Source organism: Sulfurovum sp. NBC37-1, assembly GCF_000010345.1.
In the GTDB taxonomy this organism is placed as follows: domain Bacteria; phylum Campylobacterota; class Campylobacteria; order Campylobacterales; family Sulfurovaceae; genus Sulfurovum.
In genome coordinates this window covers 1,938,168-1,963,823 of sequence record NC_009663.1, presented here as the reverse complement: position 1 = coordinate 1,963,823, position 25,656 = coordinate 1,938,168, and the positions used below count along the sequence as shown (strand labels likewise).

At 44.3% G+C, this 25,656-nt stretch carries 22 protein-coding genes; 15 read left to right on the top strand and 7 right to left on the bottom strand.

What is annotated here, in order from left to right; translation table 11 throughout:
* Position 1 precedes the first annotated feature (1 nt).
* The 5 genes from SUN_RS09860 to SUN_RS13155 form a co-directional block, all read right to left on the bottom strand.
* Complete coding sequence (locus SUN_RS09860; RefSeq protein WP_012083668.1) at positions 2-3,199, bottom strand: ATP-binding protein; 3,198 nt, start codon at positions 3,197-3,199, stop codon at positions 2-4.
* A 3-nt stretch (positions 3,200-3,202) separates the two neighbouring features.
* Entirely contained in the window at positions 3,203-4,528 is a 1,326-nt protein-coding gene (locus SUN_RS09855) for an Hpt domain-containing protein (protein WP_012083667.1), read from the bottom strand.
* Between the two features lie 19 nt (positions 4,529-4,547).
* The gene (locus SUN_RS09850; RefSeq protein WP_012083666.1) at positions 4,548-4,964 is read right to left on the bottom strand and encodes a PAS domain-containing protein; all 417 of its coding nucleotides are present in this window, start codon (positions 4,962-4,964) and stop codon (positions 4,548-4,550) included.
* 127 nt (positions 4,965-5,091) lie between these two features.
* Positions 5,092-6,888 (bottom strand): excinuclease ABC subunit UvrC, encoded by a 1,797-nt coding sequence (uvrC, locus tag SUN_RS09845; protein ID WP_012083665.1) that lies wholly within the window; start codon positions 6,886-6,888, stop codon positions 5,092-5,094.
* On the bottom strand, positions 6,885-7,349 hold the full coding sequence (locus SUN_RS13155) for a DciA family protein (protein ID WP_012083664.1): 465 nt from the start codon (positions 7,347-7,349) through the stop codon (positions 6,885-6,887). The genes uvrC and SUN_RS13155 overlap by 4 nt, the downstream gene beginning before the upstream one ends.
* A 124-nt stretch (positions 7,350-7,473) precedes the next feature.
* Here SUN_RS13155 and nadB point away from each other — a divergent pair, with 124 nt between their 5' ends.
* From nadB to SUN_RS09820, 4 genes are all read left to right on the top strand, one after another.
* On the top strand, positions 7,474-8,925 hold the full coding sequence (gene nadB, locus SUN_RS09835; RefSeq protein ID WP_012083662.1) for an L-aspartate oxidase: 1,452 nt from the start codon (positions 7,474-7,476) through the stop codon (positions 8,923-8,925).
* 43 nt (positions 8,926-8,968) lie between these two features.
* Positions 8,969-10,312 (top strand): sodium:proton antiporter NhaD, encoded by a 1,344-nt coding sequence (gene nhaD / locus SUN_RS09830; RefSeq protein WP_012083661.1) that lies wholly within the window; start codon positions 8,969-8,971, stop codon positions 10,310-10,312.
* A 133-nt stretch (positions 10,313-10,445) separates the two neighbouring features.
* Positions 10,446-11,987: a glutamine-hydrolyzing GMP synthase gene (guaA, locus tag SUN_RS09825; RefSeq protein WP_012083660.1), complete on the top strand. Its 1,542-nt coding sequence runs from the start codon at positions 10,446-10,448 to the stop codon at positions 11,985-11,987.
* Positions 11,988-12,264: 277 nt separating this feature from the next.
* Complete coding sequence (locus SUN_RS09820; RefSeq protein WP_012083659.1) at positions 12,265-12,600, top strand: hypothetical protein; 336 nt, start codon at positions 12,265-12,267, stop codon at positions 12,598-12,600.
* Position 12,601: 1 nt separating this feature from the next.
* Here the strand turns inward: SUN_RS09820 and SUN_RS09815 are convergent, their stop codons facing one another.
* Positions 12,602-13,096, bottom strand: a complete 495-nt coding sequence (locus SUN_RS09815) for a SixA phosphatase family protein (protein ID WP_012083658.1) — start codon at positions 13,094-13,096, stop codon at positions 12,602-12,604.
* A 144-nt stretch (positions 13,097-13,240) separates the two neighbouring features.
* Between SUN_RS09815 and htpG the strand changes: the two genes are divergently transcribed.
* The 9 genes from htpG (at position 13,241) to SUN_RS09770 (ending at position 24,135) form a co-directional block, all read left to right on the top strand.
* On the top strand, positions 13,241-15,103 hold the full coding sequence (htpG, locus tag SUN_RS09810) for a molecular chaperone HtpG (protein WP_012083657.1): 1,863 nt from the start codon (positions 13,241-13,243) through the stop codon (positions 15,101-15,103).
* Positions 15,104-15,189: 86 nt separating this feature from the next.
* Positions 15,190-16,128, top strand: a complete 939-nt coding sequence (locus tag SUN_RS09805) for a cation diffusion facilitator family transporter (protein ID WP_012083656.1) — start codon at positions 15,190-15,192, stop codon at positions 16,126-16,128.
* Positions 16,128-16,769, top strand: a complete 642-nt coding sequence (locus tag SUN_RS09800) for a uroporphyrinogen-III synthase (protein WP_012083655.1) — start codon at positions 16,128-16,130, stop codon at positions 16,767-16,769. The genes SUN_RS09805 and SUN_RS09800 overlap by 1 nt, the downstream gene beginning before the upstream one ends.
* A 413-nt stretch (positions 16,770-17,182) precedes the next feature.
* Positions 17,183-18,451 carry a phosphoribosylamine--glycine ligase gene (purD, locus tag SUN_RS09795; RefSeq protein ID WP_012083653.1) on the top strand — a complete coding sequence of 423 codons (1,269 nt, stop codon included), beginning with the start codon at positions 17,183-17,185 and terminating at the stop codon, positions 18,449-18,451.
* A gap of 8 nt (positions 18,452-18,459) precedes the next feature.
* A complete protein-coding gene (locus SUN_RS09790; protein ID WP_012083652.1) occupies positions 18,460-18,912 on the top strand; it encodes an RDD family protein in 453 nt (150 codons plus the stop codon).
* Entirely contained in the window at positions 18,905-20,995 is a 2,091-nt protein-coding gene (locus tag SUN_RS09785; RefSeq protein ID WP_012083650.1) for an LPS-assembly protein LptD, read from the top strand. The genes SUN_RS09790 and SUN_RS09785 overlap by 8 nt, the downstream gene beginning before the upstream one ends.
* Positions 20,995-21,264: a DnaJ domain-containing protein gene (locus tag SUN_RS09780; RefSeq protein ID WP_012083648.1), complete on the top strand. Its 270-nt coding sequence runs from the start codon at positions 20,995-20,997 to the stop codon at positions 21,262-21,264. Before SUN_RS09785 ends, SUN_RS09780 begins: the two co-directional genes overlap by 1 nt.
* The gene (locus SUN_RS09775) at positions 21,242-21,922 is read left to right on the top strand and encodes a phosphoribosyltransferase (protein WP_012083647.1); all 681 of its coding nucleotides are present in this window, start codon (positions 21,242-21,244) and stop codon (positions 21,920-21,922) included. Before SUN_RS09780 ends, SUN_RS09775 begins: the two co-directional genes overlap by 23 nt.
* A 23-nt stretch (positions 21,923-21,945) precedes the next feature.
* Positions 21,946-24,135, top strand: coding sequence for a polyribonucleotide nucleotidyltransferase (locus tag SUN_RS09770; RefSeq protein WP_012083646.1), 2,190 nt, complete (start codon positions 21,946-21,948; stop codon positions 24,133-24,135).
* Positions 24,136-24,172: 37 nt separating this feature from the next.
* Here SUN_RS09770 and SUN_RS09765 read toward each other — a convergent pair whose 3' ends face one another.
* Positions 24,173-24,808 (bottom strand): L,D-transpeptidase, encoded by a 636-nt coding sequence (locus SUN_RS09765; protein ID WP_012083645.1) that lies wholly within the window; start codon positions 24,806-24,808, stop codon positions 24,173-24,175.
* A 112-nt stretch (positions 24,809-24,920) separates the two neighbouring features.
* On the opposite strand from SUN_RS09765, the gene SUN_RS13510 reads away from it, so the two are divergent.
* Positions 24,921-25,151 (top strand): hypothetical protein, encoded by a 231-nt coding sequence (locus tag SUN_RS13510; protein ID WP_012083644.1) that lies wholly within the window; start codon positions 24,921-24,923, stop codon positions 25,149-25,151.
* A gap of 194 nt (positions 25,152-25,345) precedes the next feature.
* On the top strand, positions 25,346-25,651 hold the full coding sequence (locus tag SUN_RS09760; RefSeq protein WP_012083643.1) for a F0F1 ATP synthase subunit C: 306 nt from the start codon (positions 25,346-25,348) through the stop codon (positions 25,649-25,651).
* Positions 25,652-25,656 lie beyond the last annotated feature (5 nt).

Genomic DNA, 25,656 nt, shown 5'->3' with positions numbered 1-25,656 from the left:
TTTATCCTCTATGTTTTTTGATCAGAGATTTTATCTCTTCTTTGGAATTCACGGATGTGATTATAGCCAGATTTCCATTTTTTTCACTGATGTTCCCATCGACAAGCTCCTCATCGGTAAATACGATATCATATTTGCCCGAAGCGATCTCCGATTGCAATGCATCCATGTCGTCGAGTATCTTATAGTCATATCCGAGGTTGTCCAATACTTTAGAGAGGACCCTCTTCTCAAGAATGAATTTTTTGGCCACCAGAATACTTTTACCTTCAGCTTTTGCCTCTGATTCTTCATCTTCCATGTTGTCAAGTGCGATCACGTCATCTATAGTGATCGTTTCCTCTTCCGCCTTTGCTTCGGTGACTGCTTCTAGGGATGCTTCTTTTTCTACTGTCTCTTCCATTGCTTTTGTTTCCTCTAGATGCTCTTTTTTCTCTTCCGTCGTGACTGTTTTTGCTTTGCCGGCGAGGAACTTGTTCAGAACGTAAAGCAATTCACTCGTCTCGATCGGTTTGGTGATATATTCATCCATCCCTTCCCCGAGGAATCTCTCTCTGTCTCCTTTAAGTGCATTGGCCGTCAAGGCTACGATTGGTACGTGAGGTACCTCCTCATCCTCTTCATAGTCAAGGATCTCATGGGTCGCTTCTATACCATCCATGACCGGCATCTGAATATCCATGAAGATAAGGTCATAGTCGTTATTTCTTCTCTTTTCAAAGGACTCCAGACCATTGTTGGCAAGATCAACAGTGATGCCATGTTCTTCAAGAATACGTTTGATCAGCTTCTGGTTAATGATATTGTCTTCGGTTACCAGGACCTTGGCATCGAACATTGTTGCATATGACGGCAGTTCTTCCTCTGTAAGCTGTGGTACCGTCTCTGCACTTTTGATCAGAAGCTCTTTGAGCTTTGTAAGTGTTACCGGTTTAAAGACAACATTACCCTGGTCGACATTCATTGCCTCGATTTTATTACGGCTTGTCACATTGGCAATAACGATCAGTTTTGATTTCTCTATGTTAGCTGCAGCATCAATAATATTCTGTTTCGCTTTGTCAATATCAATCCAGTAGGTCTTGCATTCATTGAGCTGACTGAGGTCTCTAAGCTCATCGATCGTCTCAAAGGGTTTGACTTCCGGACCGAAATATTTGAAGTATGATGCAAGATAAGTATCGAGTTTGGTTGGGATCTCCTGCTGGTATTTGCCGATGATCATGTCCGTAAAGGCATGTGCATAGTTCGTTTCAGTTGAGATGACTTCTTCGAACGGGATAGTGAAGAAGAAAGTCGTTCCCTGGTCTTTGGCACTCTCAAGTTCAAGTTTACCACCCATGAGTTCGACGAACTGGCTTGAAATGGTCAGCCCCAGACCTGTACCACCGTATTTACGTGTAACCGAAACATCTGCCTGAGAGAAGGCATCGAAGATACGCTCCTGCTGATCCTGTGTCATACCGATACCATTGTCCTGCACGGAGAACTTGATGCGTGGCATTCTGTCGTCTTCATCCTGTACCTGATGGATCTCGAGATTGACCTCTCCGCCATAACTGGTAAATTTGATCGCGTTACTCAGAAGGTTGATCAGGATCTCCTTAATCTTAGTTGGATCCCCTTTGAGTTTCGGATTGATGGTTGGATCCATATAGAAGTTAAGGTCGATGTTTTTCTCTGCAGCACCGACCGCATATGTCTCAACAGCACTTTCAAACTCTTCAGCTGCATCGAATACGACATTCTCGATCTCGATATTGTTGCTTTCAATCTTGGAGAGGTCAAGAATATTGTTGATAATACTCAGAAGATTTTCTGAACTTTTGTCAATAATGGACAGGAATTCTCTTTGCTCGTCATTGAGGTCGGTACTTCTGAGGATCTCGGTAAATCCGACGATACCATTGAGCGGCGTACGGATCTCGTGAGACATGTTGGCCAGGAAGAGTGACTTGGCTTCATTGGCCTGGAGGGCTATAAGTTTATCTTCCTTGGCTGTTTCGACCAGTGTTTCAAGGAAACGGTAGGCTTCTTTTGTTCCTTCGTGGGTATCGAGGTTGATGTTCTCGATGTAAGCAGTATCGGATGCAAGATAGTGTTCACTGCTCTTCATCTCATCGACCGCTTTATTCAATACGTCTTCAAGCTCTTCAATATTTCTGGTAATATCGCGGGTAGTTGAGAAGCCGAGATAAGCGAGGATCAAACTCAATAACAGGATCGTAGTAGCAATGGCGAGGAGTGTCAACTGTTCTTTCAGATAAGCCTCACTTTTTTTCCACAGGGCACTTGAAACGATAAGTTCTACTTTTGTGAATAGTGAGATTTTCTGTGTTTGCAGTCTGAACCAGTCAATAGGCTCTTCTGCATAGTCACCATTATCGACATCGGTCTGGATGGCGGAAGATGTCTGGGCCAGTTCGGTCAGGACCTCTTTCGCTTTAGGTGCATTGAGGATGGAGGAGACCTCTTTTTTCAGCTGAGGATCGGTGATTTCATTGATATCAAAGATATTCGCTTTTGTCTTGAAGTTATCCCAAAGAGCGATCTCTTCAAAGGACATAGAGGCTTTTTTGGTCATGTAGTAGGAAACGAATCCTCTTTCCAGACCGGCATTTTCCTTCACCGTATAGATCTGTGTCAATGTAGAGATCAGTGATGAGATCTCATTGTCAAGGGAAAAGTTCTTGATCTGGATAAGGTTTGAATAGATCGGGCTTGTCAGTGTTTTGGTATAGCCGTCGAAAAATACTTTTTTGAAATCACTTCCCTGGGTATCTGCTTCTTTCCTGATCTTGGAGATGGCAGGAAGGTTGTTAAGCAGTTTTTGATATTTTTGAGAATCAAGCAACTTTCCTTCGCCTGCCAGATCAAGGATAAAAGGAAGGTATGTCGTATCGGAAGTTTTAAGAGAACGCTTGAGTTCGGCAAAAATGGCATCCGTACTTTTTTGCTGTTTGGTAAGCGGCTCACCGAATTCCTGTCTTTCGCTTCCCATATAGAGAGCGGAGAGGCCACGTTCTTTACCGACGGCAGTCAGTGATTTTCCAAGTATGGCATTGTTTGTCAGCACAGTTTTGAGAGTATTTGCCTTCTCAAAGTTTATATATGAAGTTATAAAGAAATAACTAGAAAGCAGGAGGAGCAGTATAATAGGTACCATCGCCACGAGTTTTAGTCTGTTACGTATAGTCATTGTTTAATTTCCTTTATTTGAAGTAAGCTTGAATTGGGTTTCAAAAGCAAGAAAGTGTGCCCAATACTCTTTGATCAGTTGTTCAAGTTGGCTGCTGTCGTTACAGAACTGTATTTCATAGAGGGTATCTGCAAGTGGATTGATACGCAGGTTACTTGCTGTACCTTTGAGCAGGTGTCCGATTTTCTGAATAGTCTCCAGGTCACCTTTTTCATATGCTTTAAGCATTTTGTCTGTCTCTTCGTGTGCCTGCTTAATGAAATCATGAATGAATTCTTCGATAAGTTCTGCGGGAAGACTAAGCTCATTGGCCGCCTCTCCTACCTGGAAGTCAAAATGGACCGGCTTAACATCTGAGAGATCGATGGTTCCAAAGCTCTTAAGGTGTTCAGGTTTGCTCTCTTCCCTGGCTACAGATACTTTTGTCTCTGCAGTCTCTGTTTCAGGTATGACTATAGTCAGTCTACTTAGTGTATTGTAATAATCCTGGATAATACTTTCACTATCTTCAGCCTCAGTATACTTAAGTTGTTCGATGATATCTGTCACTATAGGGAGACGTAATACATTGGAGAGATGAAAAAGAGTATGTGATGCTGCTGTACGTTTATTCTTCTCATCACTTCTAAGATCTTTTTCCAAAGAGAGAGCCGTATCGATATATTCTGTAAGGAAGGTATTATAATCATCTGAAGATATACCTATACTTTGAGAGATCTTGTCTACATCTATATAAATAGGTTCAGAAGTTTTTTCTGAAACCTCTGGATTATCTATTTTGTTGATTGTCTCTTCTGTTTTACTTGGTAGAATGAGATCGAAGAGCTCATCATGATCCTCTACTGTTTCAGCTTTAGAGGTAATTTCGCTTTTTTCTTCTTCAGATTCTTCTTTAACACCGAAAAGTACTTCATTTTCAAGATCTTCTACAGTTGTTTCAGCTTTAGAGGTAATTTCGCTTTTTTCTTCTTCCGGTTCTTCTTTAACATCGAAAAGTACTTCATCATCAAGTAGTAAAGAATCATCCTTTGGTATCTCTTTGTCAACTGAAAGGATCTCTTCTTCTAATGTGTTTTTGGTAGATGACTCAGTTGTAATATGAATCAAGGTCATTGTACCAAGGATACTCGAAAGAGTTTCTTTTTCCATCTTATAGTGTATTTCATTAAGAGGGGTTTTGATAGTGATACTGTCAGAGTCAGGTATAAGTTCAATGGCATCGAGTGCAATCTGTTTGTAAAGTATATCGATACTTTTAACTTCCAGTGAAATTAACAGATCATTACTTGCAGCGATGATTTGACCGTTTTGGTTTGTTATGTAGTACATGTTATGAACAACTCCTTATTTACTTGTTTTCTTCTTCGATTAGTGCTTTATAGACTGGAACGACCTCATCAATTTCAGCAGTGGTTGCAGGTTTTCTTGCAGCTGTATATCCTATGATCTTACCTTCCTTGTCCATGATAGGTGTAATATGTGAATAGACCCAGTAGTATTTACCGTCTTTCCTGATATTTTTAACGATACCTGTCCACTCTTTTCCCACTTTTATCGTCTCCCATAACTCTTTGAAAGCAGCTTTGGGCATGTCCGGGTGCCGGACGATATTATGGTTTTTTCCAGTCAGTTCCTGTTTGGTGTAGCCGGCAATGTTGCAGAATGTACGGTTGGCATAAGTGATGATACCTTTGAGGTCCGTGGAGCTTACAATCAAACCTTTTTCAAATTCATATTCTTGATCTACAGGATCAGGTCTTGTCATAAATCTTCCTCCCTTCACTCAAGCAGCATCTGCACAGAGATTACTAAAATCCATAACAAGACTTTATAACATTTAATCTGAAAATGTCATGAAAAGAAGGTTTTTTTAGTAAAAAATATTAAATGGGTCACATTTCACTATTATTATTTTTGATAATATGGGAAATTTTCTTATTTGTAACTTTCTCTATCTCTTCCGCAGTGGCACTTTCAATCGCGTCGAATGTACCGAAATAATCTATGAGTTTCTTCACGGTTGCCTTGCCGATCCCTTTTTTGTTTAGAAGTGAGACCTGTGTATCTTCTTTGCGCTTTTTGTTCTGGTGGTAGGCAATGGCATAGCGGTGTGCCTCGTCACGCTGTCGCTGGATCCAGTGCAGGCGTTTGTCGTTGGGTTTGAGTTCGATAATTCTGGCTGCCGTGTAAAGAATGTCTTTGGCTGCCCCTTTGGCACGATGGGCCTTGGCATCGAGTTTTTCTTTGGCGATGGCGATGACATCCAGGTTTATCTGTGCGTCTTTGAGGAGGGAGAGTGCAAGATTGAGGTTGGCCTGTCCCCCGTCGAGTATCCATAGATCCGGAGCAGGCTGTGTCTTGAAGTCGGCTATGCGCCGAGTGAGCATCTCTTTCATCTGGCCATATTCATCCCGTGCATGCAGTTCGTAGCGCCTGTAGGAGTGTTTGTCCCATTTTCCTTCATCCCATACAACCATTCCTCCTACCGTAGCGGCACCCATCATATGGGAATTGTCAAAGCTCTCAACGCGGTATGGGATGGTTGAGAGTTCCAGCAGATCGGCTATCTTTTGTTCCATGATCGTGTCATTGTCTTTTTTCTTCAAGAGTTCCTTACAGTTCTGGAGGGCCAGTTTTGCCAGTTTTGCCTTGGGACCTCTCTGCGGTGTTTCAATACTGATCTTTTTTTCAAAACGGCTGCTGAGCGTCCGGGCGACCTGGAGGGCATCTTCAAAGTGGTGTGCGGTAAGTATCTCTTTGCTGACATAGGGAGTGTCGATGGTGTAAAATTCCAGCAGTGCCTGTCTGTATGCCTCGTTGCAGTCAAAAATATGCGTATGCCTGAAGTAGCTGTAGGCACTCGAGATGATCTTTCCGTTGCGCATGAAGAGCTTGACAATGACCCCACGTTCGTCACCGTTGAGGATGGCAAAGATATCCAGATCCATCTGATTGGCAAGATCGATATTCGAGGAGATGTGCAGGGAAGAGATTGCTTCTATACTGTCGCGCAGGGCGGCAGCTTCTTCAAAGCGCTCCTGTACGGCAAGTTTTTGCATCTTCTCCTGCAGTGTTTTAGTAAGTATACTGCGTTTGGTGATCGCCTGTTTTGCTTCTTTAACGATCTCGGCATAGGCATCCTTCGAGACTTTGCCTTCACAGGGAGCCAGGCACTTTTTGATCTGGTAGAAGAGGCAGGCTTTCCCCTCCCGAAGGCAGGATTTTTTCTGTACAAGCGGAAAGACTTCGTAGAGGGCGTCGAGCAGGGCTCTGCCACCGCTTGGGAAGGGACCGTAGTAGGTGATGTCTTTGCCTTTGACCACTTTTCGGGTGATTTCAAAACGGGGATAGGCCTCTGATTCGTCAATATAGATGTAGGGATAGGTTTTGTCGTCGCGAAGCAGGATGTTGTATTTGGGTTTGAGCTGTTTGATCAGAGAATTCTCCAGGATCAGGGCATCCTCTTCACTTTCTACGATGATATAATCAAGGCGTACGGCTTCATGCAGCATTTTGATGATGCGGGGACTCTGGCCGGGGTTTGGAATGAATGTCGGTGTAAAACGCCAGTAGCTCTTAATGCGGTTCTTGAGGCTTTTGGCTTTTCCGACATAGAGCAGCTTATCCTTGTCGTCAAAATACTGATAGACACCGGGGGAATTCGGCAGTGATCTAACCGTGGATATCATGACTGCTCTGCTTCCCTCTGTGTTTTGATCCGTTTCTTGATCGTTTCGAATTTTTCTTTGAGTTCTTCATCCTGACTTTCAATAATGAAATCGGCTGAGGCGAGTTCATTATAGTAGGGAACGGTTGCATTGTCCGTCTCCTCGGTCATGGCAGAACGGTACTTGCTGTGAAAAATGACGATCTTTCCTGCCTGCTGGAGCATTTCACAGCTTTTGTCATGACTTGCGAGCTGGGTTAATACGCCCTTTAATATATCTTTATTATAATTGAGTTCCATTTTGAAGCCGGGATGTGTCACGGCGACAAAAAGTGTATCGTTCTGTATATAGACAAAGGCGATGGCCTTCTGCCATTTTGCACCAAGCAGAGAGATGAACTTTTTGTAACAGGCATGCTGCTTCAAAGATCTGAACTGAGGTTGGTTGGTAAGATGAGAGAGAATCGCAGAGACTTTTTTCATGCAATTATTATAGCATCACTTTGCTGTATCGTATTGTCAGGATGTGGGTACAAGACCAATCCGGTCTATGTAGCCGATACGAATGCATCGCATTCGGGCAAATAATTCATAATGAAGGAATGATGTGCAAAAGTATGATGTATTGATCATCGGTGCGGGAATTGCGGGCCTGTATGCAGCCATGCAGCTGCCTAAAAGTAAAAAAGTACTGGTAGTCTGTAAGGATATTCCCTGGGAGTGTAATACCTTTTATGCCCAGGGAGGGATGGCTACGGCCCTGAATGAGGAAGATGTACCGCTGCATGTTTCAGACACCATGGCTGCCGGTGCCTACCACAATGTGAAAGAAGCCGTTGAAATCCTTTCCAGAACTTCTCTGGAGACCACACCTGACATCATTGCAAAAGGTATGGAATTCGACCGTGCGGAGGATGGGCATATCCTCTACACCAAAGAGGCAGCCCATTCGGTTCCGCGTATCATTCATGCCGGAGGGGATGCCACGGGACGCTATATGCATTACTTTATGATGGTGCAGAACAGACACCAGTTACAGAAAAATACACTGGTGTACGATCTGCTCATTGAGAACGGCAGATGTTACGGTGTCAAAGCGACGGTCAATTATGAACCCACGACCATTTACGCGGATGATGTGATCATCGCCTCAGGCGGTGTCGGGTCACTCTATGCCTACAATACCAACTCAAGGACCGTCTCAGCCGATATTCACGGTATCTGCGTTGAAAAAGGGATCGAACTGAGCGATATGGAATTCATGCAGTTCCACCCGACGGTTTTTGTCGATACCCCTTATGCAAGAAAGCTTTTGTTGACCGAAGCGCTTAGAGGCGAAGGGGCTCATGTGGTCGATGAGGATGGCGAACGTTTCCTCTTTGAGTATGACGAACGCGGTGAACTGGCCAGCCGGGATATCGTAGCGCGTGGCATTTTCAAACACAAACGCAATACGGGTAAGCAGGCCTATCTTGACTTCTCAATGTTTGAGGAGAAGTGGTTCGAACAACGCTTTCCGAACATTACCCGTACCTTTGCGGCGCTGGGGTACCATTTCCCCAAGGACAGAGTACCAATATCTCCCGCATTCCACTATGCCAACGGAGGGATAAAGTGTGATGTGAACGGCTGTATTCCCGGTATGGAAGGCCTCTATGTCATCGGGGAAGCAGCATGTACCGGTGTGCATGGTGCGAACCGTCTTGCCTCGAATTCTCTGCTTGAAGGAGTGGTCTTTGCCAAGCGTGCTGTTGATCATCTTCTAGACAGGGGACATCAGCAGATCAAAACACCTGAATTTGAGAAAGATTACGGTAATATTCTGCACAAAGAAAACGATAAGTCCTATAAACAGAGACTGCGTCAGGTGATGTGGGAGGATATAGGGATTATCAGGACGACCAAAGGGCTTCATGAAGCGAAAAACCTGATCTATGATATGAAAAACCATGAGATCGGGCGGCTGCTTCAGCTGCGTCTCAATACGGCTTCGGCGATCGTTGAGGCGGCATTGGCACGCACAGAATCCCTGGGATCACACTATATGGAAGCAGATTAGCTTTCAAGGTATGTATAGTAATATATTACATTTAGGAGAAGAAATGACAGAAGCGGCAGCGGCGGCGGGAACAGCAGCACAACATTTGGACCTGACAACAACATGGGTGGGGATACTTTCACTTATTATCTTTGTAGTGGGATATTATTTCATCGCAGCGGAAGACAAATACCATATTAACAAAGCGAAACCTGCCTTGTTTGCGGGTACCGGTATTTTTATGTTGATCGGTGTCTATTTTGCGATGAACGGACTGGATGGGCACCATCTTGAGAAAGAAGTGGAGGCACTGATCTATGAGATTGCAGGTATCTTCTTCTTCCTGATGGTGGCAATGACCTATATTGAAGCGATGATCGACCGTGGTGTCTTCTCCGCGCTTCGATACAACCTGGTCTCAAAAGGATACACCTATAAAAGGCTTTTTTGGGTGACCGGTTTGCTTGCTTTTTTCATTTCCCCTGTGGCGGACAACCTTACGACTGCACTGATCCTATCTACAGTACTGATCACGATCGATAAGGAGAACAGATCTTTCCTTGTGCCGGGTGCTATTAATATCGTTGTTGCAGCCAATGCCGGAGGAGCCTGGTCGCCGTTTGGAGATATTACGACACTGATGGTATGGGTAGACGGGAAAGGTGCCTTCTCCGAGTTCCTTTTCCTTTTCCCCGCGTCAATCCTGGGCTGGTATGTGACCGCTTTCCTCCTGAGCCGTTTCGTTCCGGACGGACAGCCTCCTTTCAATGCGAGTGAAGAAAAAGCTGTCATCCTGGAAGGCGGTAAGCAGATCATCGGACTGTTTGCTCTGACAATCGTTCTTGCAGTGCTCTCTCATCAGCTGTTGCATTTGCCTGCGATGTGGGGTATGATGTTTGGTCTTGCTCTTTTAAAGATGTATGTTTACTATATTAACCAGAATGCCGGGCCGACCCAGCTGAATGCCTTCTCATGGATCGCAAAGATCGAGAATGATACGCTGCTTTTCTTCTTCGGTATCCTTGCCGCGGTTGGCGGACTGCATTTCCTGGGATACCTTGAGTACTTTACTGCACTTTACGACAAATTCGGTCCGACAGCAGTCAATATAGGTGTCGGTTTCCTCTCCGCCGTTGTCGATAACGTACCGGTCATGTCCGCAGTACTCAAGTCTGATCCGAATATGGGTAAATTCGTACAGGAACAGTGGATGCTGGTTACGCTGACGGCAGGAGTAGGAGGGTCACTGATTTCCTTCGGTTCTGCTGCCGGCGTCGGTGTCATGGGAAAACTGCACGGTATCTATACGTTCTCTGCCCATATGAAATATGCCTGGACGGTACTGGTCGGCTATATTGTTTCCGTAGCCGTATGGTATATGCAGTTCATTGTGCTGCATATCGGATAAATACAGTAAAAATGGAAGTGGAGACTTTAGTCCCACATTCAAAGGTGAGGCTAAAGCCTTCACCTCCGAACACTTTTTCTATGAATAAGTTTTTAACAGAAGATTTATTCATATAAATAGAAGGATATTATTTATGAAGCAAGTACCTATCTTAGTTTTGGATTTCGGTTCCCAGTATACACAGCTCATTGCCAGAAAACTCAGGGAATCGGGTGTCTACACGGAAGTGGTGCCGTATCGTGAAAGCATTGAGGATATCAAAGCAAGAAAGCCGCAGGGAATCATCCTCTCGGGAGGGCCGGCTTCGGTCTATGCGGAAGATGCTTACAAACCAGATGAGGGCATCTGGGATCTTGGCTTACCTATTCTAGGTATCTGCTACGGTATGCAGTTAATCACTCAGCACTTCGGCGGTTCGGTAATCGCTGCGGATCATCATGAATACGGCAAAGCAAAACTACATATCGAGAATGAGAATTCCCCCATCTTTAAAGATGTGGCACAGGATTCTATCGTATGGATGAGTCATGGTGACAGGGCGGAGAGACTGCCTGAAGGTTTTGAAGTTGTGGGTACGAGTGAGAACTCTCCCTATGCAGCTATTGCCAATGAATCAAAACATATCTATGCCTTCCAGTTCCACCCTGAGGTACACCACTCCGTAGAGGGTACGCATATGTTGAAGAACTTTGCCAAATATATTTGCGGATGCGAAAGCACCTGGAACATGGGCTCTTTTGCCAAAGAAAAGATCGCACAGATCAGAGCACAGGTCGGTGAGAAGAAAGTACTCTGTGGCGTTTCCGGCGGTGTAGATTCATCCGTAGTGGCTGCCATGCTGCATGAGGCACTGCCCAAAGAACAGCTGATCTGCGTATTTGTCGACCAGGGGCTGTTGCGTAAAGATGAAGCAGAACAGGTTCAGGATATGTTCAAGCTTCTTGACATCCCCCTTATTACCATCGATGCAAAAAAAGAGTTCATGGAAGCACTTGCCGGTGTAACCGACCCGGAACAGAAACGTAAAGCGATCGGCGAGAAGTTCATTGAAGTCTTTGACAAGGAAGCGGGTAAACATACCGATGTCTCCTTCCTTGCACAAGGTACGCTTTACACGGATGTAATTGAATCGGTCTCCGTCAAAGGGCCTTCCAAAACAATCAAGTCCCACCACAACGTAGGAGGATTACCTGACTGGATGACCTTTGAACTGGTCGAACCGCTTCGTGAGATATTTAAGGATGAAGTACGTAAGCTTGGGCTTGAACTCGGTCTCCCCAAACATATGATCGGCCGTCACCCTTTCCCAGGACCCGGACTGGCAATACGCGTCATGGGAGAGGTGAATGAAGAGGCGCTCAGACTACTGCGTGAATCGGATGCCATCATGCAGGAAGAGCTCAGATCGACCGGTTATTACGATAAGGTCTGGCAGGCATTTACCGTACTGCTCAATGTACAGTCCGTAGGTGTTATGGGAGACAACAGAACGTATGACAACACGGTCTGTGTACGTATGGTGGAATCGGTCGACGGTATGACCGCGACCTTTGCGCATATCCCTCATGATGTGCTTGAAGGGATCAGCAGACGGATCATCAATGAGATCGACGGGATCAACAGGGTGGTGTATGATATATCTTCCAAGCCCCCAGCCACAATAGAATGGGAGTAATTTTTCCTATTTGGCGTCATCTTTGAGGGAGTCGGCTTAGTCACTTACTTTTGAGTAAGCTCCTTCGCAACAACCCTCAAACCTAACACCAACTAGAAAAAATTAACTACTTTGTATCACTGAGTCAACGCAGGAACAATTTTGTCCGTTAAGGTACGTATAATCTACAATATGAAAAAGTTCTTAACTCTTAACTCTTAACTCTTAACTCTTAACTCTTAACTCTTAACTCTTAACTCTATTTCTGCTATACTGTTTTCAAAAAAAGGAAGAAGAGATGAAAAGAAGATTGACGATAGCATTGTCCGCTGTAGTATTGGCAGGTATTTTCTCAGGCTGTGCGAATGAATATATTGATGTGCCTTTTACCGCTACGGATAAAGTCAGTGAGTGTGCCAAAACAGAGAAAGATCTAGCCAAAGTCGATGAATTCATAAGTAAGATCAATGCAATGCCTGCATCACAGGTTGAAGAGTATATTGCCGCACTGCCTGCGCCGGATATCACCAACAGTTCGGAAAAACGTCCGGTACTGAGAGATGCCAATGCACGGAAAGATAAGCTCAAGGCAAAACAGCAGCAGTTAGGATGTGAGGTTCAAGCTAAAAAATAGTTCACCATGAGAACATCTTGGGGAAGATGAATGCTTCCATCTTCCCTTTTCCTCTCCCAATATCATTCCATTTTTGAATATCAAAAGAGATAGCAACGATTCCCAGTGTAGGGGTATTGTCTATATAGACTTCTGTCAATATGTTGGCCAGTTCCGTCATCTCCGGATTGTGGCCTATCAAAAAAAGACTCTGGTAACGGTCATCCACATTTCGGACCATTTCGATCATCTCTTCGGGTTCAGTGAAATAGAGTCCTTCATTGAAAAAAATCTTTCCTTCATAGTGCAGTGCTTTTGACAATCCTTTTGCCGTTTTCTTTGCCCGTTTTGCCGATGACGAGAGTATGAGGTCAGGTATGATTCCTTTTTCCCGCAGTGCTTTGGCCATTATAGGAATGGAGCGTTTGCCTCTTTTGTTGAGCCCGCGGTCAAAGTCATTTTTGCTCAGGTCGCTCCAGTCCGATTTTGCATGTCTTATCAAATATAGTTTTTTCATTTCTACAGTATAGCAAAAGTACAATAAATCACAATAAATGATCATACTTTAGTCACTTTCACTAAAGTATCTTTCAAAAAAACTTGAAATTTATTTAAAAATATACTATAATTCCAACAAATTAAGACAATTTAGGAGAAACACATGGCAAAACATCAGTTTCAAACAGAAATAGGACAGCTTTTAAAGCTAATGACCCACTCGCTCTATTCGAACAAAGAGATTTTTATAAGAGAATTGATTTCAAACGCAAGCGATGCGTTGGACAAATTCAATTATCTTTCTCTGACGGATGAAAAGTTCAAAGAGGAGAACTGGAGCGGCAAAATCTCCATCAAACTTGACAAAGACGACAATTCACTGACGATCGGTGACAATGGTATTGGAATGAATGAAGAAGATCTGATGGACAACCTCGGTACCATCGCCAAATCAGGTACGAAAGCATTTATGGAAAATTTGACGGGTGATGCGAAAAAAGATTCCAATCTTATCGGACAGTTTGGAGTAGGATTCTACTCGGTATTCATGGTAGCTGAAAAAGTGGATGTCATCTCCAAGAAAGCCGGAGAGGAACAGGCCTATATGTTCTCTACAGACGGTACAGGTGAATATGAGGTCAAGCCGGTCACGAAAGATGAACACGGAACGGTCATTTACATCAAACTCAAAGAAGATGAAAAAGAGTTCCTTGACAAGTGGAGAGTACAGGAAGTTGTCAAGAAGTACTCCAATCATATTGCTTATCCGATCATACTGAACTATACGGAAGAGGAAACGACAGGCGAAGGGGATGAAAAAGAGACCAAAACGGTTCAAAAATCTGAACAGATCAATGAGGCAACGGCACTTTGGACACTTCCGAAGTCGGAACTGAAAGAGGAAGACTACATCGAGTTCTACAAAACCATTTCCCATGGCGATGATGAACCTCTGACTTATCTGCATAACAAAGTAGAGGGTGCCAATGAATTTACGACACTCTTTTATATTCCAAAAAAGGCACCGATGGATCTTTACAGAGCAGACTATCAGCCGGGTGTAAAGCTTTATGTGAAGCGTGTTTTCATTACCGATGATGATAAAGAGCTTCTGCCGCCTTATCTGAGATTTGTCAGAGGTATCATTGACTCCGAAGACCTTCCTCTGAATGTGTCGCGTGAGCTGCTTCAGGAGAACAGGATCCTTGCCAATATCAAGCAGAATTCCGTAAAGAAGATCCTTGGAGCGATCAAAAAACTGGACAGTGAAAAGATGGAAATCTTTACCGAGCAGTACAACAGGGTGATCAAAGAGGGTATCTACACCGACCATACCAACAAAGAGACACTGCTTGGGATCGTCAGATACAAGAGTTCGAGCGAAGAGGGAATGGTCTCTCTTGATGATTACATCTCACGCGGGGATTCCGAGAAGAAAGAGATCTACTATATCGTGGGTGCTGATGAAAAGGTATTGAGAAATTCTCCGCTGCTCGAAGCCTATAAAAAGGCGAATATTGAAGTACTCATCATGGATGATGAAGAGGTAGACAGTATTGTTGCACCGATGATCGGCTCTTACAAAGAGTGGACCTTCAAAGATATTACGACCATCGATGCACCTGACAGCAAGACCGAAGAGGAAAAAGAGGAGATCAGTAAAGAATTCAAACCTCTGACCGATAAGATCAAAGAAGTGCTGGGCGACGAGGTTAAAGAGGTGAAAATCTCAACACGTCTAACGGAAAGTCCTTCCTGTGTACTCAAGGATGCTTCCGATCCGATGGCGGGTATGGCAGCGATGTTCGCACAGATGGGACAGGAGATGCCTGAGATACCGCTAATCCTTGAGATCAATCCTGAGCATGAGATGATCAAAAAACTCGATAAAGTGGAAGATGAATCTCTTTTCAATGACCTTTCATGGATTCTGCTAGACTCTGCAAAACTCTCTGAAGGTCTGGAGCCAAAAGACAAAGGTGCCTTTGCGCATAGAGTAGCAAGTCTGGCTACCAAAGCACTCTAATTTGAAAGAGCCATCGGGCTCTTTCTCTCTCCATTTATCCATTTTATGTTAAAATCAAAACAATATTACCATTAAAGGATTCTGATTTGAGTACACTCATGTCACCACAAAAAAGAGCAACCGTTGTATCGACATCTGTTGCCACACTGTTGCTTGTTGTAAAACTCGCTATCGGGATCGCCAGCGGCTCGGTTGCCGTACTCGCTTCTGCGATCGATTCGCTCTTGGATATGGCAGTTTCCATGTTCAACTTTTTTGCCATCAAGAAATCAGAAGAGGACCCGGATGATCTTTACCAATATGGAAAAGGAAAGATACAGGCGATCGCTTCGGTTATTGAGGGTACGGTCATTACGATATCGGGAATATATATTATATATGTGGCGATTGAAAAACTGATCCAGGGAAATCCTACAAAATTGCTGACCCCTTCCATTATGGCAATGCTCTTCTCTATTGTGGTCACCTATCTTCTGGTACGCTATCTGATCAATATTGCCGAAAAGACGAACAATCTTGTCATCAAAGCAGATGCCCTGCATTACAAAACAGACCTTTGGAGCAATGCTGCGGTTCTTGTAGCATTGGGGCTGGTCGCTCTGACGGGACTGGATGAGATAGATGCAATCTTCGGTCTCGGGATCGGTCTCTATATCATCTATTCAGCTTATGAGATCATTGTTGAAGGGATTGAAATACTGCTTGACAAATCGCTCGATGGAGATATGGTCGCCAAGATCGGAGAGATCATTTCCAATCATCCCGAAGTGACGAGTTACCACTGGCTCAAGACGCGGACGGACGGAACGACAAACTTTGTGGAGTTCCATATGGTCCTGCGTCCTAATATGCTGTTGCTTGAAGCACATCGTATTGCCGATGAGGTTGAAGAGAAGATCATGAAGCTCGATGATAAAAGACGCTGGCTGATCACGCCACACTTTGATCCCTATGATGATGAAGATATCAATGTAGCTATGCTGCACGGAAAACCTTTGGTCGATCTGGAAAAAGTCAGTCAGTGATGTCTGCGCAAAAAGAAATCTATCTTCTGTCCCCGACACCCAGAACAGATACCATTTCTCTGCCGATGATCCAGTTTTCTACGGTAGCGGACAGTATAGATTTTGACAGTTGCGATACACTGATGTTCACTTCCAAACAGGCGGTTGTTACGGCTGACAATGTCGATAAAAAGTGGAAAAATTACCCCTGTATCGCCATTGGTGCGGCAACAAAGAAACAGATTGAAGCCCTTGGAGGAGAGGTGATATATCATCCGGATTCCTATTACGGAGAAACACTCAGCCAGGATATTATCAGACATTTTTCCCAAAGAAAGATCCTTTACCTTCGTCCCAGGGAAGTTTCTTTTGATTCCAAAGCGTTTCTGAAAAAAGCGGGGATCGATCTGCAGGAGCAGATCATTTATGAGACGGGATGTATCTCTTACTCATCCAAAGAAAAACCTGTGCAAAATGCCATTATTATTTTTACTTCTCCCTCTACAATCCACTGTTTTATGAAAAACTTTGACTGGGATGAAAGTTATACTGCCGTGGTCATAGGGAGGGCGACAAAAGTACACCTGCCCGAGGATGCCAATTATGTCGTGGCGGAGGAACCTCTGATCTCCTCCTGTATTGAAAAAGCGAAATCACTTTAAAAAAAGGGTTTTTGACAAAAAATCATTCACTTCTAACAGCAAATAGGGTATAATCTATTTAACCTGAGTGGTTCGATGACTGTATATGGGGTCCAACATTATTCTTAGTGGGACATGTAGTCGGGCCGGTGTGTAGACATTTTCGTTCGAACGGGGTAACCCGTGAGAAATTGCCTCCTAAAGGCCCGCTCTCTCCTGCATCGTTGGCTTTTTTAGGGCCGACTTTAACAGAACGGCCACTCGGGCCCTTTATTAGCGATGATTCTTGCACGCATAGGACTTCCAAAAAGGTTATCGACGAACGGGGAGTTCGCCTTCAAACCTTTTTGAAAATCCTCTACGCACAATTATCATCACTACTAAAAAAACCCTTGCTTGAATATACTGTAACTTTTAAATTTTCGGAGAAAATCATGAATGTATTGATCATAGGTTCTGGAGGTAGGGAATACTCTATCGGTCTGGCACTTCAAAAAGATGAGAATGTAGAGAAGATCTATTTTGCCCCTGGCAACGGTGCAACGAATGAGCTGGGTGAGAATCTTGATATCAGCGATTTCAATGCCCTGGCGGATTTTGTGGAAGCCAACGGTGTCAATCTGACGATCGTGGGGCCTGAAGCACCTTTAGTCGAGGGGATCGTCGATGTATTCCAAGCCAGAGGCCTGACGATATTCGGTCCTACGGCAAAGGCGGCGCAGCTCGAAGGTTCCAAGATCTTCATGAAGAACTTCCTTGCAAGACATAATGTACCTACGGCAAGATATATTGAAACGAACCTGCTTGAAGAAGCATACAAGTTCATTAATACGCTTGAAGCGCCTATCGTAGTTAAAGCGGATGGACTTTGTGGCGGTAAAGGGGTGATCATCGCACAAAGCCGTGATGAAGCGAAAAAAGCGGCAGGAGAAATGCTTTCGGGGAACTCTTTCGGCGAAGCGGGAACTTCCATCGTGGTAGAAGAGTTCCTTGACGGGTATGAACTCTCTGTCTTTGCAATCTGTGATGGGAAGGATTATGTGGTACTGCCTGCGGCACAGGACCATAAAAGACTGCTGAACAATGATGAAGGCCCCAATACCGGCGGTATGGGAGCCTATGCACCGACACCGCTGGTCAATGACGAGATCTATGCCAAACTGGATGAGCGGGTCATCAAGCCGACGCTCAAAGGGATGGAAGAAGAGGGGATGCCGTTCACGGGTGTACTTTTTATCGGTGTGATGGTGGTTAAAGGCGAGCCGATCATTCTTGAGTACAATGTACGTTTCGGTGATCCTGAATGTGAAGAGTTGATGCCATTGCTCAAGTCACCGGCCAGTGAACTCTTTTACAAAGCGGCTGTCGGTGACCTCAAATCAGCCAAGATCGAATTTTATGACAAATATGCCGTAGGTGTTGTTATGGCAAGCAAGGACTACCCTTACAAATCTTCAGAACCTGCCGAGATCATCGTGGATGATATCCATCATCCCGACCTTGAAGGCAATGCCCACATCTCTTATGCAGGTGTGAGTCGCGGTGAAGATGGGAAGCTTTATGCGACAGGCGGACGGGTCCTGGTATGTGTGGGAGTGGGTGACAGCATTGCCGAGGCGCAGAAGCGTGCCTATATGCTGGTAGGCCAGGTCCATTTCGCCGGAAAGCAGTGCCGTACCGATATCGCGTACCAGGCGCTCTAAGAGTAAAGATGGACAGTATCTCATTGCCTATTGCCGCTAACAGTAAACGTGTCTGGTCTTTTGTGATAGATGATATAGTGATCAATCTTTTTCTGATGATCATTTTCTCTTCACAGCTGACAGCTCTGATGTCAGGTATCACTGAGGTGAATCAGGAATCTGTTGTACTTGTCAACCAATTCATTATGGACAACATTGTCATTGTACTTGCGATCAAAGTACTTTATCATGGTGTATTGATATGGCAGAGTGGTATGACAGTGGGTAAGTATGTCATGAAGATCAAAGCTGTCGATATGGTCAGTGGCGAAACCCCTACATTGGTACAGGCGCTCTGGCGTGCATCGGTACGTCTGATCTCCGAAATGATCTTTTATATCGGCTTTCTTTTCGCTTTTTTTTCCCCGCTGCACCAGACCCTGCACGATAAACTTTCGAACATCGTGGTGATCGATGCTTAAAAGACTCCTTTCTGTTCTATTGGCATTGATGTCAATACTCCTGGCAGAAGGAACATCGAATGACCCTGTTCATAACAAGATCGAGATCACCGCAAAGCATTTAAACTCTACCAAAACAACTGTCATGGCTACGGATGGCACAGTAGTCTACTATCAGGGGTCTGTTATACGGTCGGACAGGGCACTTTACAACAAAGAGACGTACCTGTTGGTACTTGATGGCAATATAGAGATGATCGGATATCAGGGGACTAAAGAGCATATGGCACATCTTGAGATCCATACCGATACAAAAGAGGTCACATTCGAAGAACTTTTTTTTATCAGTAAGAACGATGTATGGCTCTTTACCCAGAAAGCGAACAAAAAAGAGGGAAACTATACCTTTGGACAGACAGTGCTTTCCAGTTGTGAAGTGACGGACCCTACGTGGAAGATGGTCGCTTCCCGTGCAGTCTATGACAGTGAAGACAAATATATGAAAGCCTATGATGCCAAAATGTATTTTAAAGATGTACCGATCCTCTATACCCCCTATATGGCTTTTTCAACCGACAGACAACGTAAATCGGGGCTACTTTTTCCTTTTGTGGGCTACAGGGAAAGTGAAGGGTTCATTTACGAACAGCCGATCTACTGGGCGATCTCGGACAGTATGGACCTTGAACTCAATCCCCAGGTTCGTACCGAAAGGAGTCTCGGTATGTATGGTACGTTCCGATTCGTGGATACGGATCACTCCTCCGGCCAGATGAGGGTAGGGTATTTCCAGGACAGTGAAGCCTATCAGCAGAGAAAAAATACCAAAGAGCGTGAACATTACGGTGCGGAAATCAAATATGATTCGACCAGACTGATCAGTGGTCTCCTGCCCGGCGGATTCAAAGATGAACTCTATCTCAATGCGATCTATCTGAACGATGTGGAATATCTGAACCTTCAGCAGAGCGGTTTTGGTGATTTTGGACAGGTTCCAATCCAGGAATCACGGCTCAATTATTTTCTGGCCAACGATGACTACTATTTTGGGCTTAATGCAAAATACTTCATCGATACCAGACTTGAGAACAATGACAAGACCATTCAGCAGCTTCCGGCAATTCAGCTGCACAAATATCTTGACAGTCTGATCTGGAACAACCTGACCTATTCTGTAGATTTTCAGCTGAAAAATTTTGACCGGATTGAAGGTTCGACCATGAAACAGGCTGAAATGAGAGTCCCTTTTGAATTCACAACCGCTTTTCTGGATGATTTCGTCAATCTCTCTCTGGGAGAGACATTCTATTATAATAAATCGTTTTTTGGCAATGATAACTACAGCTATAATGATTTTCAGTTTTACAGTAATTACCACAATGCCAAGATATTTTCTGACCTGACGAAGAAGTATGACAGTTTTGTTCATGTTTTACAGCCGTCCATCGAATATCTTCTCCCCGGATCAGAATCCCAAAAGCCGGTCGACTTTGAAACCTTGGACCCTAGACAGAAAGAGCTGTTCGTCGTTACGCCAAAAGAGGAATATTATGCCCTTGCGCTCAGTCAGTATTTTTATGATAACGATATGAAGTTGAAATTTTACCAGAGGATCTCCCAACGTTATTATGCAGCCAGACCATACAAATACGCCGATCTTAGCAATGAGATGCAGTATAACTGGGGAAAATGGCAGTTCTACAGTGATATTACCTATGCGTGGGAGTTCAATGAGATACGGGAATCATCCACCCGTGTTTCACTCAACGAGAGCAGCTACAACTTTTCATTGAGCCATACCTTCAAGCAGCAGCTTTCCGATACGCTGATCGACGTATCGGCCAACGATATTAATCTCAATTTCGGATACCGATGGAGCGATCACCTACGTTTGAATGGCGGATTGACCTACAATATAGATACTTCCGAGAGTAAACAATGGCTCTTTGGCGGACAATACAAACAGGACTGTTGGGGTGTGAGTGCCGCACTGAGACAGGATATCACTCCAAGACCGGAAGGCGAAGCAACCACAGAGAACAGTTTTTATATACAGTTTGATTTTACACCTTTCGTCAGTATCGGGTCAGGGAGTTTCCAATAATGCAATCACCAACGGAAGAGATCGAACATGCTTTGGAAGTACTTGATCTTCCCAAACTGGTCACCAAAGCAGATATCAAACGGCAGTACCGGTATATCGCCAAAAAACATCATCCAGACATTGGTGGAGATCCCCGAAAAATGGAGGAGATCAACTATGCGTACAGATTGTTGATGAAGTATATAGAAGAGTTTCGTTATACTTTTGATGAGAATGAGATCAGTAAACAATTCCCCGGAGCACAACATGCAGAACAGTTCAAGCCCTGAGATCTATTTTGAGAATAGAAAAGATGCCGCAGACAAGCTCATAGAAACGCTTCCACTTGAGCTGCTGCGTAACAATGAGACCGTTGTGATCGGTGTGAGTGAAGGTGGAGTTTATTTTGCCGACCAGATTGCCAAAGCGGTCGATGCCCAGATGGATATCCTTCTGACCGAACCTATTATGGCACCGAACAATCATGAATTGGCTATCGCGATGATCTCGGAAACAGAAGACCTGGTGATGCATAAAGCACTGATAGATTCTTTTGGCATCAATGAGGATTATGTCTATGCCGAGGCGCAGAGAAAGTATGAGGAAAAGGTGCTCTCCTATATTTACAAATACAGAAAAGGTAAAGAGCTTGCTTCGTTAAAAGGAAAATATGTCGTACTTGCCGATGAATGTATAGAGACGGGACTTACGATGATGGTGGCACTCAAATCCGTTATCGGGGAAGAAGCGAAGAATATCTACATAGCTACGCCAATCCTGGATGTAGCTGTCTATCAGAACCTGCTTTCTGTCTGTGACGGTGTTTTCTGCCCTTATAAGATACAAGACTATATTTCGATAGAATACTACTACAAAGAATTCGGTCCACTCGAATATGAGGATGTAATGCAGATCGTTGAGCAAGATGAAAATATACCAAAAGTATGAACAAAGAAAAAGGAACAGAGAAAATGAATGAACAGATAATTGAGATAAACCTGAACAATCTTGACGAAAAATATGAATTTAATAAAATAGCCAAACAGGCAAGTGGTGCAGTGATGTACCGACAGGGAAAAGCAGTACTCATTGCAGCGGTCGCGGTCGATGAAAAAGCAGTAGAGGAAGATTTTCTTCCTCTGACGGTACAGTATATGGAGCGTTCCTATGCGGCAGCGAAAATCCCAGGTGGTTTCATCAAAAGAGAGACGAAGCCTGGTGATTTCGAAACACTGACCTCGCGTATAGTGGACCGTTCACTGCGCCCGCTTTTCCCCAAAGGGTTTTATTATCCTGTGACAATCTCAGTAATGGTGGTCAGCAGCGACAGTGAGGTTGATATGCAGGTGGCAGCACTTCATGCAGCCAATGCTGCGCTGTATGTTTCCGATATTTCTGTGCAGAGGAGCATCGCAGCGGTCAGGGTAGGAAAAATAGAAGATGAACTGGTACTCAATCCTACGCTGAGCCAACAGGATGAAAGTGTACTGGACTTGCTTGTGGTAGGTTCTGAACAAGATATCATAATGATCGAGATGCGTGCAATCGCTTCGGAGAAGATCGACGATATCGAAATGGATATGATCGATCCTATGATGGGTGGTGTTCCGCTGATCCTGGAGCATCAGGAGTGTAATGAGGTGGACAATGAAGCGTTGGTGGATGCCATTGCATTTGCGGCTAAGGCCATTGAAGAGGCAAGTGCCATCTATGAAAAAGAGTTCACACCTGTCATGAGAACACCACTTGGTCTTTCGTTGGCTGAAGAAAAAGTGGATGAAGAGCTGTATGCATATATAAAAGAAAACTACAGTGAAGCTGTAGCCAAAGCGATCTCACATATGGCAAAGAGTGAGCGTTCTACTGAATTGAAAAAAGTACGTGCACAGATCATGGAAGCTCTGGAATCGGAAGGGAAAGAGGCAGATAAAGAGCTGGTTTCCAAAGTGCTCGACCGATACAAAACTACGGTCGTACGTGATATGATATTGGACAAAGGGATCCGGGCGGACGGAAGAGGGCTCGATGAGGTCAGGCCGATCACTATCGAGACCAATATCCTTCCTTCGGTACACGGTTCATGTCTCTTTACACGGGGACAGACACAGGCATTGGTGACAGCCACACTGGGAGATAAAAAAGATGCACAGATGTTCGAACTCATTACCGACAAAAATACCCAGTCGGAGAATTTCATGGTTCATTACAATTTTCCTGGGTACTCTGTAGGGGAAGCGAAGTTCATCGGTGCGCCTGGCCGTAGGGAACTGGGGCATGGAAATCTGGCCAAAAGAGCTCTTGAACCGGTGATCCCTATCAATTATGACGGAACGATCCGTCTCGTCTCAGAAGTATTGGAGAGTAACGGTTCTTCCTCCATGGCGACCATCTGCGGTGGAGCTTTGGCATTGCGTGCCGCGGAGGTTGATATGGTCGAACTGGTTGCCGGTATCGCCATGGGTTTGGTGACAGATGGAGAAAGGGTGGCAGTACTGACCGATATCATGGGACTTGAAGATCATGACGGTGATATGGATTTCAAAATAGCCGGCACAAGAAACGGTATTACGGCACTTCAGATGGATATCAAATTGGGCGGTATTGACCTTATCACACTCAAAGTCGCTCTGGAAAAAGCGGCACAGGGGAAAGACCATATTCTTGACCTGATGGAAGAGGCAGAGAAGAAAATGGAATCGAGCCAGGCACTGCCGAGTACCGAGCATTTCAGTATCAACCCCCAGAAGATCGCCGATATCATAGGCAAAGCGGGTGCAACGATCCGTGATATCATCGAAAAATTCGAAGTCAGTATCGACCTTGACCGTGACAAAGGTGGGGTGAAACTTTCAGGACATGACAAAGAGAAGGTCGCTGCCGCCAAAGAGCATATCGAGAAGATCGCCAACGCACCTGTGAGAAAGCAGATGCAATATGAAGTAGGAAAGACCTATGTCGGTAAAGTCAAGAAGATCGTAGATTTCGGCATCTTTGTCGAAATGCCGGATGGTTTCGATGCCCTGCTTCACATATCTAAAGTCGCCAAAGAGAGAGTCAATAACCTCAATGAGCGTTACCATGAAGGTGATGATATTACGGTGGTGGTGATGGAACAGAAGGGGAAAAAGGTAGAGTTGGCTACACCAGAGTACCTGGCTTAGAAGAAAAAAGCAGTATGCTTTTTTCTAAATCATATGCCTACTCAGGCATATGTGGTTTGACGGGCTTCATTGTTTTGAGGTACTGTTTAATGTATCCTTTCTTAACCTTTGACTCTTTGTATCCGCTTTTTCTTAGATCATAATAGACAAAAGGGAGATAATGTTCTCTCGTAACAACCACCTTTGTTCCTTTTTTTGCCCATTTGAACATAGTTGCCGCACCTTTTTTCCCCACATGAATACAGCCGTGAGACATACCGTCGTCGTTCCCCATATGGATCGCGTGCCCCTGAGATGTGAACCAGAGTGAAAAGTCCATATTGTTGATCCCCTTTGGGTCCGGATGAGCCTTGGACATATAGAAACGCTCTTTTCTGAAAATTGGGAAGATACCCGATGGTGTCTCGTGCCCTTTAGCTCCTGAAGATATGGATGCAGCCCACCAGACAACACCGTCTCTATCTATGGCATAGGCGATTCCGTCTGCACCTTCCTCTCTGAGAGAGACCACAATATAGTCCTGCCCGGAAAGATCGACGATCTTCTCCTGTCCGTTATGGACCACGGCAAACCTGCTTTTACTGAGCGGAAATACTTTACTTGCGGGGTCACCGGCAAATGCAAGTTGGGTCAAGAGCATCCATCCGATACTCATTAGTAAGAATTTTTTCATCATTTCTCCTATGTTCAATTTGAATTATTATATTCACTTTATATGCAACTTAACATTAAATAACATTTTCTCTGATATAATTTTTTACAACATATTAAAAAAAAGGAAAAAAATGAAACGCATTATTACGGGTACAATTATAGGAACAGCAGGTATTTTATTTTTAAATGCCTGCACAGGATCATCAATGGTACCTGTATCCCATACTCCGGAGTTCAAACAGGGGCAACATGACGGTTGTACGACTGCAAGCGGCAACTATGTCAAAAACAGTGAAATGTTCAGAAACAATATGGATTACCAGAACGGCTGGTTCCATGGACGCAGCAAATGTAACAAATAGAAGCTCCCTGCGAATTTAGCATAAATTAAAATGATTTTAGTTATAATCGCGACGTTTATGCGAAGTGATCAGTAGGGAAATCCAGGCATTTATGTGTGGGTTGCTATATTCCCTGTGAGTATGGTTACGCTATCCGAACGGACTTTGAAAAACAGTCGAAGAGACTTAAACTCTACTAATTCAAAGGATATAATATGAAAAAGTTTTTCTTACTTTTCTTGGCACTTGGTGCTGTTGCTTTCGCCGGTGAAGGCGAATCTATGATCAAAGCATACTCAGTAGTTGCTGCTGGTGTCGGTCTTGGCCTTGCTGCACTTGGTGGTGCGGTAGGTATGGGTCATACTGCTGCTGCAACTATCGCTGGTACTGCTAGAAACCCAGGTCTTGGCGGTAAGCTGATGACTACAATGTTCATTGCTCTTGCGATGATCGAAGCACAGGTTATCTATACATTGGTAATTGCGCTTATCGCTCTTTACGCCAACCCTTTTATCGGTTAAGCTAA